The 13,520-nt window shown below is 69.2% G+C and carries 12 protein-coding genes; 5 read left to right on the top strand and 7 right to left on the bottom strand.

Annotation, left to right across the window (positions count from 1 at the left end):
• Positions 1–28: 28 nt before the first annotated feature.
• Positions 29–586 (top strand): HAD family acid phosphatase, encoded by a 558-nt coding sequence (locus BKN51_RS07445; protein WP_101606914.1) that lies wholly within the window; start codon positions 29–31, stop codon positions 584–586.
• 84 nt (positions 587–670) lie between these two features.
• A complete protein-coding gene (locus BKN51_RS07440) occupies positions 671–1,297 on the top strand; it encodes an alpha-ketoglutarate-dependent dioxygenase AlkB (protein WP_101606913.1) in 627 nt (208 codons plus the stop codon).
• 3 nt (positions 1,298–1,300) lie between these two features.
• On the opposite strand, the gene BKN51_RS07435 is transcribed toward BKN51_RS07440, so the two are convergent.
• Complete coding sequence (locus BKN51_RS07435) at positions 1,301–2,575, bottom strand: cytochrome P450 (RefSeq protein WP_168214285.1); 1,275 nt, start codon at positions 2,573–2,575, stop codon at positions 1,301–1,303.
• A gap of 256 nt (positions 2,576–2,831) precedes the next feature.
• Here BKN51_RS07435 and BKN51_RS07430 point away from each other — a divergent pair, with 256 nt between their 5' ends.
• Entirely contained in the window at positions 2,832–5,957 is a 3,126-nt protein-coding gene (locus BKN51_RS07430) for an ATP-binding protein (protein WP_101606912.1), read from the top strand.
• Positions 5,958–6,147: 190 nt separating this feature from the next.
• Here the strand turns inward: BKN51_RS07430 and BKN51_RS07425 are convergent, their stop codons facing one another.
• The 5 genes from BKN51_RS07425 to BKN51_RS07405 all read right to left on the bottom strand — a co-directional run bounded on the left by BKN51_RS07425 (position 6,148) and on the right by BKN51_RS07405 (position 10,980).
• The gene (locus tag BKN51_RS07425) at positions 6,148–6,999 is read right to left on the bottom strand and encodes an ABC transporter permease (protein ID WP_101606911.1); all 852 of its coding nucleotides are present in this window, start codon (positions 6,997–6,999) and stop codon (positions 6,148–6,150) included.
• A complete protein-coding gene (locus tag BKN51_RS07420) occupies positions 6,996–7,976 on the bottom strand; it encodes an ATP-binding cassette domain-containing protein (RefSeq protein WP_101606910.1) in 981 nt (326 codons plus the stop codon). Before BKN51_RS07420 ends, BKN51_RS07425 begins: the two co-directional genes overlap by 4 nt.
• Positions 7,977–8,000: 24 nt before the next feature.
• A complete protein-coding gene (locus BKN51_RS07415) occupies positions 8,001–8,573 on the bottom strand; it encodes an NADPH-dependent FMN reductase (RefSeq protein ID WP_101606909.1) in 573 nt (190 codons plus the stop codon).
• A gap of 101 nt (positions 8,574–8,674) precedes the next feature.
• A complete protein-coding gene (locus tag BKN51_RS07410) occupies positions 8,675–9,574 on the bottom strand; it encodes an ROK family protein (RefSeq protein WP_101606908.1) in 900 nt (299 codons plus the stop codon).
• Positions 9,571–10,980, bottom strand: coding sequence for an APC family permease (locus BKN51_RS07405; RefSeq protein WP_101606907.1), 1,410 nt, complete (start codon positions 10,978–10,980; stop codon positions 9,571–9,573). The genes BKN51_RS07410 and BKN51_RS07405 overlap by 4 nt, the downstream gene beginning before the upstream one ends.
• A gap of 214 nt (positions 10,981–11,194) precedes the next feature.
• On the opposite strand from BKN51_RS07405, the gene BKN51_RS07400 reads away from it, so the two are divergent.
• Positions 11,195–11,704 (top strand): hypothetical protein, encoded by a 510-nt coding sequence (locus BKN51_RS07400; RefSeq protein WP_101606906.1) that lies wholly within the window; start codon positions 11,195–11,197, stop codon positions 11,702–11,704.
• Positions 11,701–12,600 (top strand): hypothetical protein, encoded by a 900-nt coding sequence (locus BKN51_RS07395; protein WP_101606905.1) that lies wholly within the window; start codon positions 11,701–11,703, stop codon positions 12,598–12,600. The genes BKN51_RS07400 and BKN51_RS07395 overlap by 4 nt, the downstream gene beginning before the upstream one ends.
• Here BKN51_RS07395 and BKN51_RS07390 read toward each other — a convergent pair.
• Complete coding sequence (locus BKN51_RS07390) at positions 12,597–13,463, bottom strand: alpha/beta hydrolase family protein (RefSeq protein ID WP_369862444.1); 867 nt, start codon at positions 13,461–13,463, stop codon at positions 12,597–12,599. The two genes, BKN51_RS07395 and BKN51_RS07390, sit on opposite strands and share 4 nt — an antisense overlap.
• Between the last annotated feature and the right edge of the window lie 57 nt (positions 13,464–13,520).

Below are 13,520 nucleotides of genomic sequence, written 5' to 3'. Positions count from 1 at the left end.
GGAAAACCGCGACGAAAGAAGGTCCACAGTGAACAGCAGAACCACCCGCGTCCTGGCTGTCGCCGCCCTCACCGGCGCGGCGTTCGGCATCGCGACTCCGAGCGCTTCCGCGAGCGCGGTACCGAGCTACCGGACCTGGCTGTCCGACGTGCACACGGCGATGCAGGGCGGCACGGCGTACCTCGACGAGCGGATCGCCAAGGGCGGCTCGAAACTGGCCGTCGTCACCGACATCGACAACACCGCGCTCGAGACCTACTACAACCCCGGCGAACCGACCGCGGACGTGCTCGCTTTCATCAAGCACGCCAAGGAAAAGGGTGTCTCGGTACTGGTGGCCAGCTACCGCTCCAGCGCGAGCGGCGCGAAGGAGGCGCTCACCGACGCCGGGTACCCGGTGGACCGCGTCTGCGTGCGCAAGAGCTCGGAGTCCCACGCGACCGACACGAAACAGCGCTGCCGCAAGGAGTACGCCGCCGCCGGGTACACCATCATCGCCAACGTCGGGAACCGCCCCGGCGACTTCACCGGCGGCAACTACGAAAAGGGCTTCAAGCTGCCTGACTACAACGAGCAGCTTTCCTAGCCGGTCGACGATCGACGTGAGGGCCCTCACGTCGATCGAACAGGCGTTCGACAAAGACGGGAAGCCGGGGTAGGTTCGGTTGTCATGACCCCCGCGCTTCAAGCCTCGCTCTTCGACGAGTGCGCCGCCCTCGGGCTCGGCTCGCTCGACGGTCTCCGGCGCACCGAACTGACCCGGGGTGCCTGGATCGACGTGCTGCCGGGCTGGCTCACCGGCGCGGACGAACTGTTCACCCGGCTCGCCGAAGACGTGCCGTGGCACGCCGAACGACGGCAGATGTACGACCGTGTCGTCGCCGTTCCCCGGCTGCTGAGCCACTACGGCGAGGGCGTGCCGCTCCCCCACCTGATCCTCACCGAAGCGCGAGAGACGCTCTCGGCGCACTACGCGGACGAGCTCGGCGAACCGTTCGTGACCTCCGGTCTGTGCTTCTACCGGGACGGGCGTGACAGCGTCGCCTGGCACGGCGACGACACCGGCCGCTCCCGCACCGAAGACACCATGATCGCGATCGTCTCGGTCGGCGCGGCCCGGCAGCTGGCGCTGCGCCCGCGTGGCGGGGGCGAGACCGTCCGGCACGCCCTCGGCCACGGCGATCTGATCGTCATGGGCGGCAGTTGCCAGCGGACCTGGGAACACGCCGTCCCCAAGACCGCCAAACCGGTCGGGCCGAGGATCAGCGTCCAGTTCCGCCCGAGAGGGGTCGCCTGAGACTCAATCCAGCAGCACGGGCAGCGCGTCGACGCCGTAGACGATCGAGACCTTTCGGAAGCCCACCTCGTCCGGGTCGATCGCCAGCCGCATCTCCGGGAACCGGCGGACCAGTGCGGGATACGCGGTGCGCAGTTCCATCCTGGCCAGTTCGGCGCCGATGCACCGGTGGATGCCCCAGCCGAAGGCGAGGTGTGACGTCGGCTCGCGGGTCGCGTCGAACTTCTCCATGTCCTCGCCGAGGACACCGTCACGGTTCGCGACGCTGAGCGAGACCAGCACGATGTCGCCCTTCGCGATCCGGACGCCCGCGATCTCCATGTCCTCCTTGGCGAACCGCGGGAAGGCCATCTGCACGACGGTCAGGTACCGCAGCAGTTCCTCGACGAACTTGTGGACGGCCTCGTCGTCACCGCGCACGGTCTCGAAAAGCGATCGGTCCTTCAGCAACACGAGCGCGCCGAGCGCGAGCATGCTCGCCGTGGTCTCCAGCCCGCCGGTGAGCACACCGTCGGCGAGGCCCGCGAGTTCGCGGTCGTCGATCTCGTCGCCGTGCTCCTTGATGAGCATGCCGAGCAAGCCGTCGCCCGGGTTCTCGCGCTGCTTCTTGATGATGTCGTCCAGATAGGACAGTGACTCGGTCATCGCGCCGAGTGACGCGCCCGCCCCGCCGAAGAGGTCGAACCGCGCGGTGCTCAGCCGCTGGAACTCGTCGCGATCCTCGTACGGGACGCCCAGCAGCTCGCAGATCGTCAGCGACGGGATCGGCAGCGCGAAGGCCTCCCACAGGTCGACAGGGCCGTCCGCCTTCTCCATCGCGTCGAGCTGGTCGGCGACGATCTCGTCGATCCGCGGCGTCAACCGCGAAAGCCGCCGCATGGTGAACTCCGGCGTGAGCAGCCGCCGCAGCCTGGTGTGCACCGGCGGATCGGCGAACCCGAGCCCGCCGGGGTTCTGGTCCTCGGTCACCCCCGCGCTGCCGACCAGGTTCGTGAAGTCGCTGCTGAACTCGGTCACCTTGCCGAGGACGGCCTTCGCCTCGTCGTAGCCGGTGACCAGCCAGCCACTCATCCCGAACGGCAGGTCCAGCCTGCTGATCGGCTCCTCCGCGCGGGTCCGGCCCAGCTCGGCGACCGGGTCGAGACCGTCGCGTTTCAGCGGCGTCAGGAGGTTGTCCGGGATGATCGACATCTTGGACAGGTCGAAACCGTTCTTCTGCTGGCGCGCGAGGTAGCGACGGCCGATCCATGCCAGCACGCGCGAGCGAATGCTCCCCATACTTCGCACCCTACTCCAGCCGCCGACCACCTGACCTGGCACAACAGGTCGCCTCCGGCCGTCGGGGCAGGAATTTCGACGGCCGTTCACCCGTCGTCCCACTCGATTCGTCACGTCCAGAAGGTCGGATTCGGGCCGGGCACGGTTCCCAGCGGGTGGGAGACCTCGGTCACCGTCGGTCACGACGAACATGGAGTAACGCCTGACAAGCGGCCGGCGTCGTGAAATTGTCGGACCTTACTGGGAGGATTCGGACATGCCAGCCTCGCTCATCGGACGCGACCATCCCGCGGGTGTACTCCGCGCGGAGACAGCCCGTGCCGCCGAAAGCCATGGCGGCCTGGTGCTGGTCACCGGCGAGGCCGGGATCGGGAAGACCACGCTCGTCACCGGCGCCGCAGAAGAGGCGAAGCGACTCGGCGCCCTGGTGCTCAACGGGTCGTGCTGGGACTCGGCCAGCGCGCCGGGCTACTGGCCGTGGACGCAGGTGGTCCGCGGGCTGCGGCGTTCGGTCGAGCCGGGCCGCTGGGCCGCGATGGCGGACAGTGAACTGGACGTCCTGCTCGGCGAGGCCCGCGGCGACGGCGCGGCCGACGGCTTCCGCCTCTACGACGCGGTGACGAGCGCGCTGGTGGCCGCGTCCCAGGAACGCCCGGTCGTGGTGGTGCTCGACGATCTGCACTGGGCCGACCCGGCGTCGCTGCGGCTGCTCGAGTTCGCCGCGCAGCACACCTGGTTCGAACGTCTGTTGCTGATCGGCACGTACCGGGACGTCGAGGTCGAGACGACCGATCACCCGCTCCGCTCGCTGATGCTGCCGTTGCTCGCGAAGGCCACTTCGGTGACGCTCACCGGTCTCGAACCGGACGAGGTCAGCGCGCTCATGGCCAGGACGGCGGGCACGGAACCGGACGACGCGCTGGTCTCCGAGGTCCATCGCCGCACCGGAGGCAACCCGTTCTTCGTCGAGCAGACGGCGCGGCTGTGGCACAGCGGCGGCTCCGCCGAGACGATCGCGCCCGGCGTCGCCGACGCCCTGCAGAGACGGCTTTCCCTGCTCCCCCGGCCGGTTCTCGATCTGCTGACCACCGCGTCCGTACTCGGCAGGGAGTTCCACCGCAAGCTGCTCGCCGGGGTGGCGTCCGCACCCGTTCCCCAGGTGGACCGGCTGCTCGACCAGGCCGTCGCGGCGCGGCTGGCCGTGGTGCAGGGGCAGGGCCGGTTCGCGTTCGCCCACGACCTCGTCCGCGAGACGCTGTACGCGAACCTGCCCGAAGCGGAGCGCCGGAAGCAGCACGCCGCGGTCGTCGCGGCGGTCCGCGAGATGCCGAGGTCACCGGACCGGATCTTTCCCGCGGACCTGGCCCGGCACGCGCTGCTCGCCGGCCGGGAGCTCGATCCGAACCTGGCCGTCGAACTGTTGCTGGCCGCGGCGATCGACGCCACCGGCCGGATGGCGGCCGAGGAGGCGGCCACGCACTACCGGCGGGCGATGGAGGTCGCCGAGGATCGACGGCGACAGGCGGTCATCGCACTCGAACTGGGCGCGCATCTGACCCGTCACCACGAAACCGACGAGGGCAGGCATGTTCTCGACGAGGTCTCCACGCTCATCCACGAACTCGACGACGACGATCTCCTCGCCAGGCTGGCGCTGACCCTGATCCGCGCCGATCACAAGGGACTGCGGGTCGACGAGACCATCCTGGTGCTCACCGAAGCGCACAAGCGACTCTGCGTCCGCGAGCCCGGTCAGGAATTCACCGTCCAGGAAATGACGCAGGATCTGACCGCGCACATCATGATGACCGCCCGCGACGATCAGGACGATTCCGCGCTGCTGTTCGGTTTGTGGGCCCGCCATGACGCGATCTGGGGGCCGGGCAGCGCCGCGGAACGGGAACGGCTCACCGACGAACTGGTGGTGGTCGGCCGCCGGACGTCGAATCCGGAACTGGAGCACTACGCGGCGTCGTTCAAATGGGTGGCACTGCTCGAACGCGGCGATCCCCGGTATTTCGAGCAGTACCAGGAGTTCGTCGCCTTGGCGAGCACCGGCCGGGCGCCGAGTTCGCAGTTGGCCTCCCGGATCGACCAGAGCATCATCGCCACGCTCCAAGGCCGGTTCGCCGAAGCCGAGGCGTTGATCCAGCAGGTGATCTCCTGTCACGAAGGAGACGAGCATCCCCATTTCGGCGATCTGAACCAGTTGCAGCGGTGGACGCGATGGTGTCTCGAGGGCCGCTTCGACGATCTCGTCGGATTGCACCGCGAGATTCACGACAACGGGTACGCCTACGGCCGGCTGCTGGAGGCGATCACCGCCGCCCACCGGGGTGACGCCGCGGAAGCCGTGCGGCTCACCGATCTCGCCGCCGACACGAAACCGTACCCCCGCGATCTGGAAGCGCTGTGGTTGCGCTGCCAGGCGCAAACGGCGGCGGTCTCTCGCGACCCCGAACGGTGTGAAGCGGCGCGCGTGCTTCTCGAGCCCTACAGCGGGGAGTGGCTGGTTTCCCTGTACGGCTGCGAAATCTCCGGCCCGGTCGACCTCTGGCTCGGCAGGCTGGACCTGGCGCAGGAACGCTGGGCCGACGCGGTGGCCAGGCTGCGCGACGCCACGCTCTCCGCGGACCGGCTGAGGACCACGGCCTGGGCGATCGAGGCCAAGTCCTGGCTGGCGATGGCCTTGCTCGGCCGCAGTCACGAAGGGGACGCGATCACCGCGGCCACCCTGCTGTCCGAAGTGGACAGAGAGGCCACCGCGATCGGCATGCGGCAGGTCGTGGCCAGGGTCGCCGAACTGCGGGATCGCACGCGGGTCCCGGCCGCCCCGCTCGCCGAGTTCCGTCGCGACGAAGCCGTGTGGACCTTGCACTTCGACGGCGTCACCGCGCATCTTCCGGATTCGAAAGGCTTGCGGGACCTGCATTTCCTGCTCGGCAGGCCCGGTTCGGAAGTGGCGGCCGTCCGGCTGCTCGATCCCGAGGGCGGCGAGGTGGTCGTCGCCGCCAAGAGCCTCGGCGGGGACGCCGTCCTGGATGACGAGGCGAAGGCCCGGTATCGCGCCCGGCTGGACGAACTCGACGACCTGATCGACACCGCGACGGGACTGGGGCAAGACGCCCGCGCCGCCGCTTGGGACCGCGAGCGGGACGCGCTGCTGGCGGAACTGCGGTCCGCCGCGGGCCTCGGTGGCCGCACCCGGCGGCTCGGCGACGAGGCCGAACGCGCCCGCAAGACGGTGACCGCCCGGATCCGGGACACCCTGCGCAAACTCGACGAACAGCATCCGGCACTGGCCGCGCACCTGCGCGCGTCGGTCACCACGGGGTCTTCTTGCCGCTACGCACCGGACGGCAAGGTCCCCTGGCGGTTGTGAGCCGCCAGGGGACCCAGGCGCTGTCCGGTAAGTCTGGTCGATGGGCTTCGTGATCCAGGTGGTTCCTGACGGTGCGGGCGGATCGGCCTCGTACCGGGTCGTACTCGGCCGCATCCGCCCGTGCCGTCAGGGGCCGCCTGGGCGCGAAGACCGCGACCAGACTTACCGGACGGCGCCTAGCACCCCCAGTTCACTTACGGTTGTAGAGGCGCATCGTGAGCGTTCCGAAGATCGCGAGGATGACCCCGCCCGCGATCAGCACCCAGGTGATCTCGCCGCCGTCCCAGTTGCCTTCCATCATCGAGCGGACCGCCGCGACCACGTGGGTCACCGGGTTGACGTTGACGAAGGCCTGCAGCCAGCCCGGCATCGTCTCCGGGTTGACGTAGATGTTGCTGAGGAAGGTCAGCGGGAACAGCACCATCATGCTGACCCCCATCACCGACTTCTCACTGCGCAGCAGCAGGCCGAACATCGTCCAGATCCACGAGAAAGCGAACGAGAACGCCAGCAGCAGGAGGATCGCGGCGGCCACGCCACCGACCCCGCCGCCGGGACGGAAGCCCATGATCAGCCCGACGCCGAGGATCACCACCGACGCGATGAGGTAGCGCAGCATGTCGCCGAGGAGGTATCCGACCATCGCCGCCGGCCGCCAGATCGGCAGCGTGCGGAACCGGTCGAACACGCCCTTCTCGATGTCGGTGTTCACCGAGATGCCGGTGTACATGGTGATCATCAGGATGCTGCTCGCCATGATGCCCGGCAGCACGAACTGCAGGTACTCCGTCGGCGAGCCGGACAGCGCGCCGCCGAACAGATACGTGAACATCAGCGTCATCATGATCGGGAACGCGGTGACGTCGAACAGCTGCTCCGGCACGTGCTTGATCTTCAACATCGCACGCCACCCGAAGGTGACCGAAGCCGACAGCGCGGTGGGGCGCTGCGGGCGGTTCTTCGCGATCAGGACGGCGGCGAGATCCTCCGCCTTCGGTGCCGCGAGAACGGGTTCGTTTTCTTTGACTGCTGTCGTGCTCAAGCTGCACTCTCCTCAGGCGTGGCGGTGCGGTCGGTGAGGGCCAGGAAGACCTCGTCGAGGCTCGGCTGGCCGAGGGAGAAGGTGTCGACGACGATCCCCGCGCGGGCGAGTTCGGCCAGTGCGCGGGCGGCGTGTTCGGCGGCGCCCTGTTCGGTGCTGTCACCCGAAAGGCGGGCCGTCAGCGCGAGCGGGTCCGATTCGAGCTGGACCTGCGCCTCCAGGATGCGGACGAGCAGCGCTTCGGCCTCCGGACGCTGATCGGCATCGCGCAGCCGGACGTGGACAGCGCCCGCGCCGACCGATGCCTTCAGCTGGCCCTTGGTGCCTTCGGCGATGACCTTGCCGCGGTCGATGACCGCGATCCGGGAGGCCAGCTGATCGGCCTCGTCGAGGTACTGCGTGGTCAGCAGGACGGTGGTGCCGTGCTGCACGATCGCGCGCACGATGTCCCAGACCTGGTTGCGGCTGCGGGGATCGAGCCCGGTCGTCGGCTCGTCGAGGAAGAGCACGTCCGGGGTGTTGAGGATGCTCGCGGCGATGTCGATCCGCCGTCGCATCCCGCCGGAGTAGTTCTTCACCTGCCGCCCCGCCGCCTCGGACAGGCCGAACGCGGCCAGCAGCTCCTCCGCGCGGGCACGAGCCGCCGGTTTGCGGTGCCCGGTCAGCCTGCCGATCAGCACCAGGTTCTCGGTCCCGGTCAGATCCTCGTCGACCGAGGCGTACTGCCCGGTCAGGCTCACCATGGACCGCACAGCGTCCGCCTCGCGGACGACGTCCTTGCCGAACACGCGAGCCTCGCCGCCGTTGGGGCGGAGCAGGGTCGCGAGCATCTTCACCGCGGTGGTCTTGCCGGCGCCGTTGGGCCCGAGGACGCCGTACACGGTGCCCGCGGGGACCTTCAGGTCGATCCCGTCGACCGCCCGGTTCTCCCCGAACACCTTGACCAGCCCCGAGGCTTCGATGGCCAGTTCACTCATTTTCCTTGTTCCTTTCAGAAGCTTTCAGCAGACGTAGGGACGGGCGGTGCGTGCTTCGCGCAGGGCGAGGCCCCACCAGACGAGCTCGTCGAGCAAGGTGGTCACGGCCTGTCCTTGGCCGTCGTCGTCGATGGGGGTGCCGTCGCGGGCGAAGGTGCCGTCGAGGAGGTTGAAGGCGACCGTGTCCCGCATGGTCACGGTGTGCAGCTCGGTGAAGATCGAGCGAAGCTGCTCCACCGCGTAAAGGCCCTGCGAGCGGTAGCCGTACGAAACGAAGCCCACCGGCTTCGCGCGCCACTCGTCGTAAGCGCAGTCGATCGCCTGCTTGAGCGACGCCGGGAAGCTGCGGTTGTACTCCGGGGTGACGACGACGAACGCCTCCGCGTCGTCGATCCGCGCGATGAACCGCTTCATCTCCGGGGTCGCCTGCTCCGGCAGCCCGGCGGGCAGGCCGAAGTCGATCAGGTCGAGGACGTCGAGAACGAGGTCGTCCCGGTCTTCCGCGCGACCGGTGAACCATTTGGCGACGGCATCCCCCACCCGTCCTTCCCGGGTACTGCCGATGATCACCGCGACCCGCAGCGGACTGCAGTTCATGACCGACCTCCTCTCGCCTCACCCCCTGGGCGCGAGAAAGCCGCCGGGCTTTCGCTAGATCGGATCTAGCGAAAGCCCGGCGGCTTCGGTCGGTGATCTCGCTACGCGTCCAGCGCGATCGCGATCGCGCCCAGCAGGGACGCGTCCTGGTCGAACTTGGCCGACACCAGCTCCGGCGGGAACGGCACCGCCTGCGCCAGCCGTTCGCGCAGCGCGGGCAGCAGGACGTCGGCCGAACGCACCAGTCCCCCGCCGACGGCGATGCGCTGAGGATCGAGCGCGATGGCGAGGTTCGCGACGTGCATCGACAGTTCGTCGAGCGCCGCGCGGACCAGTTCCTTGGCCTGCGCGTTCTCCCTGGCGAGGCCGAACAGCTCGCCCGCGGTTACCGGGCGGCCGAGCGATTCACTCGCCCGGCCGCCCAGCCCACGCCCACCGACGACCTCCTCCAGCGGCGCCGCTCCGCTGGCGAACCCGTCGGTGTCCTGCGGCGAGCGGAGGTTGTAGCCGATCTCGCCCGCAGCTCCGTTGGCGCCGGCCAGCAGCCGGCCGCCGACCAGGACCGCCGCCGCGATCCCGGTCCCCAGTGACAGGAACACCGCAGGATCGGTGTCCGCCAGCGCCCCCCACCGCCATTCCGCGAGCGCCGCCGCCTTGGCGTCGGTGCCCACGGAGATCGGGACGCCGCCGAACTCGTCGGCGACGAGGTCCCGCAACCGCAGTTCCTCCCAGCCCGGCACGTTGGGGGCCAGCAGGATGCGGTCCTCCAGCACGATGCCGGGGCTGACGACGCCGATCGCGACGAGCTCGTCGGCGGTGCCTTCGTCCGCGAGCAGCTTCCGCGAGGCAGCGAGCGCGCGGCTCACCACCTGTTCGGCGCCCGCTTGCGCGTCGGTGTCGAGCCGCCGGGTGACCAGCAGGCTCCCGGTTCTGTCCGCCAGGCCGATCGCGACCTTCGTCCCGCCGAAGTCGATCCCCAGGATCAGTTCTTCCCCCGTCACTTCCCGTTCCCCTCTGCCGCCCCCGCGAACGATTCCTGAACACCCTTGGGCCCGAACGGCCAGACACGCTCCGCCTTCGCGTAGGCGAGGAACGCCGCCACCCCGAGCGCGATCCATCCCACCGAAAGCCCGATCGAGAGCCAGGTGGCCGAGAAGTAGATGTAGACCCAGCCGAGCAACGCGATGATCGTCGGGATCGGGTAGAGCCACTGCCGGTACGGCCGGTCCAGGTCCGGACGACGTCGCCGCAGCACCACGATCGCCGCGACCTGTGCGAGCGACTGGACGATCACCAGCACCGTCACCGCCGCGTTGATCACCGCGGTCAGCGTGAACAGCGACCCGATCGCGGTGATGAGACCCATCGTCAGCACACCGGCGGTCGGCAGGTTCAGTTTCGGGTGCAGTTTGGCGAACACCGGCAGGAACACCTTGTCGCGCGCGGCCTCGAACGGGACCCGCGAGCCACCGAGCAGGCCGGCGAACACCGAGCCGATCGCGGCGATCACGATGAACACGGTGATGATCTTGGCCGCACCCGTGCCCCACGCCTGTTCCAGCACGGTGGAGGCGACCGACGTGGCGCTCTTCAGTTCCTCCAGCGGGATCGAGCCCAGCACCCCGAGCTGCAGCAGGAAGTACAGGCTCATGATGCCGAGGATCGAGAAGATGATCGACCGCGGCAGCGTCCGGCCCGGGTCCCGTACCTCGCCGCCGAGGTACGCGCTGGTGTTGTAGCCGAGGTAGTCGTAGATGGCGATGATCAGGCCCGCGCCGAGCCCGGCCCAGAACGCGCCGCCGCCGAACGAGAACGCGCCCGGCGTGAACGCGAACGCTTGCGCGCCGTCGAAATGCGTGAAGGCCGCGACGATCACCGAAAGCGCGGCGAACAGCATGATCGCGAACAGGACGGTGGTCAGCTTCCCGATCTCGCCGATCCGCCGGAACAGCGCCAGCACGACGAGCACGATGACGCCGAGCCCGATGACCTTGCCGAGCCCGGTCGTCCCCGCCTCGTCCGCCACCCCCGGGATCAGGTACCCGAGGTACTGGACGAGCCCGATGATGCCGGTGGACATGATCAGCGGGATGAACAGGACCGCGCTCCAGGCGAACAGGAACGGCATGAGCCTGCCGGTACGGACGCCGAACGCCTCGCGCAGGTAGACGTAGGTGCCGCCGGCGCCGGGGAGGGCCGCGCCGAGTTCGGCCCAGATCAGGCCGTCGGCCAGCGCGATGACCGCGCCGATGAGCCAGCCGAACATGGCCTGCGGGCCGCCCAGGGTCGCCACCATCGCGGGGATGGTGACGAACGGGCCGATCCCGCACATCTGGGTCATGTTGATGGCGGTCGCCTGCAGCGGCCCGATCTTCCGCTCGAGCCCCGGCTGCGGGGGTGAACTCAAAACGCGCCTCCCTGTTAGTTAGTAAAGTTTCTTAACATATTTTCGGGCGTGTCGGAAGGCCGGGCGGCGAAGTTGTCGCGCACTGGTCCACCCGGAATTGCCCGAAAGGGCGGATTCAGCGAAATACCCCCGAACGGACCAATCCGGGACGTATCAGGGAGCCGTCATTCCGCGTCCTTACCCAGAAGGACGTCTTCCAAGGACGGTGAGGTCCATGAAACGGCTGTTCAGCGCGGCGATGGCGATCGCCGCCCTCGGGTTCGCGGCGGGCTGCGGCGGAGCGTCCGCTCCCCGCGACACCGCTCCGGCAGACCAGACCACTGGCGGCGTGACGACGGAGATCGCCCCGACCGCGTCGGCGGGCTCGACGTCGTCCGCGTCGTCCGGCGGGGGCGGCGGTCACACCGAGGATTCGAAGCCGCCGGGAGTGCCCGGCAGCCCGATCATCTACGACCACACCCGCCTCGGCGCCGCACCCGCGATCGCCCAGTCGGACATCCAGGGCGACATCAGGAAGGCCTGCGGCCCGAACCTGTGCGGCGTGAAGGTCGTCGTCGTCGGTGAGGGCGAGTGCACCGCGAGCATCACCCACTCCCCGGTCAAACCCGGCGGGACGGTGACGATCAAGGCCAAGGCGTGCCCGCCCGAGGTCACCGAGGAGACCACGACCTCGGAAAGCCCGGCGTCCACCAGCGAGCAACCCACCGAGACCACGTCGGGATGACCGCGCGGCGCGGCCTGCGGCGGCCGGTGCCCACGGCCGCCGAGCCCGACCCCGGGCCGCCACAGGCCCTCAAGCTGGTCGGTGCGGTACTGGCCAACACCACGCTGCTCACCGCGCTGCTGTACTTCTTCGGACTCGTCGAGACGCAGGTGCTTTTCGCGTACTTCCGCGTGCACTACACGCTTCTCGCCCAGACCCCGGACGAGATCTTCGCGCGCGGCGTCGACGGGTTGTACCTGCCGCTGGCGGGTGCCGCGGGGGCCGTGCTCGGTTTCGTGATCGCCGTCCGGATCCTGCGGTTGCGGCTGACCGAGCGTGCGTGGGCCCGGCTGCTCCGGATCTGCGCCCCGGTCGCGGCCGGACTCGGTGCCCTGCTGGTCTGCGCGACCGTGTTCGTCACGCTGAACCCGGAGCCGTTCCGCGACCGCCCGGGCCTGCCGGGACTCGGCTTCGCACTCGGCGTGCTGATGCTGCTGTTCGCTTGGCGGCACTGGGCTTCGGCGCTGCGATCGAGCCTGCTGGAACTCGTCCTCGGGTACGCGCTGGTCAGCATCGGGCTGTTCTGGGCCGTCAGCGACTACTCGGCCGCCATCGGCGTCCGGCGCGGATTCGAGGTCGCGGCGCAGCTCCCCGCACGCCCCGCCGCGACGCTCTACAGCGCCGAAAGCCTCAACCTCACCTCCGGCGGTGTCCTCCAGGTGAAATGCGCGGATCCCGACGCCGCCTACAAATACCGGTACACCGGGCTGAAACTACTGCTTCAGTCCGGTGGCCAGTACGTGTTCGTGCCGTCGGACTGGCGGGCGAACAGCGGTGTCGCGTTCGTGATCCCCAAGACCGACAAACTCCGGCTGGAATTCGGCCCCGCCCGGTCGGCGCCGCCCGCTGGTTGCTAGCCCAGGTGGCGCACCAGCCATTCGGTGACCGCGTCGTCGACCACCTTCGCGATCGGCAGCTGCGGCGCGGGTTCGATTCCCGGTTCTTCGGCCAGCGGGTGCGCGAGACCGGGCACTCCGGTCAGGCGGACGTCGTCCGGCTCGGCGTACTGCCCGCGCAATCCCTCGACGAGTTCGCCGGCGTCCGTGCGGAAAGCGGGGAAATCCTCTTCGCCGCTGACCACCAGCAACGGAACCTGGGTGTCCCTGGCCGAAATTTCACCCGATCGTGCGACGAAGTCGAGGCGGTCCGCCGCCTGATCCGCCTCGTCGTTCCACGGATAAGGCTGCTCCAGCATGCCTTCCACCACGCCGATCACCGAACGCGCCCGCACGGCGGGGTTGATCAGGGCCGCCGCGCGGACCGGGATCTCCCGCGTGGTCAGGATCGTCAGCGCCACGGCGCCGCCGAGCGAACCGCCGACGACGGCCATCCGGGACGTGTCGAAACCGAAGCGTTCGCGCAGTTCGGCCAGGGCGGCGGGGAACTCCAGCGCCGCCTGCGCGGCGATGGGGTCGATATAGGCGAGCATCGCGTCACGGACGGCCCGCTCCACGAGCGCGTCCATGCTGCCGTCGACCATTCTCGCGCCGCACAAGGGCATTCCGAGATACACGCGCCACGCGGGCACCCCCGCCAGCGGCAACGCGGCCGCGAACGCGGCGTCGGAGCGGGGCGCGTCGATCATGTGCCAGGCGACGACCACCGGCGCGGGGCCGCTGACCTCGGCCGATGGCGGCAAGACCGTGAACGGCACCCCCGCGGCCGTGCCGGTAATCGGTTCTTCCACGGCTGTCCTTCCTCGTACGCTGTCGATCTCCACGATATCCAGGACGCGCCGGAGGCGGACCTCGTTCCGCCACAGGCGAAACAGTATGCC

The organism is Amycolatopsis sp. BJA-103 (genome assembly GCF_002849735.1).
Classification (GTDB): Bacteria; Actinomycetota; Actinomycetes; order Mycobacteriales; family Pseudonocardiaceae; genus Amycolatopsis.
The sequence above is the reverse complement of the archived record's forward strand: the minus strand, read 5'-3'. Positions and strand labels throughout refer to the sequence as shown.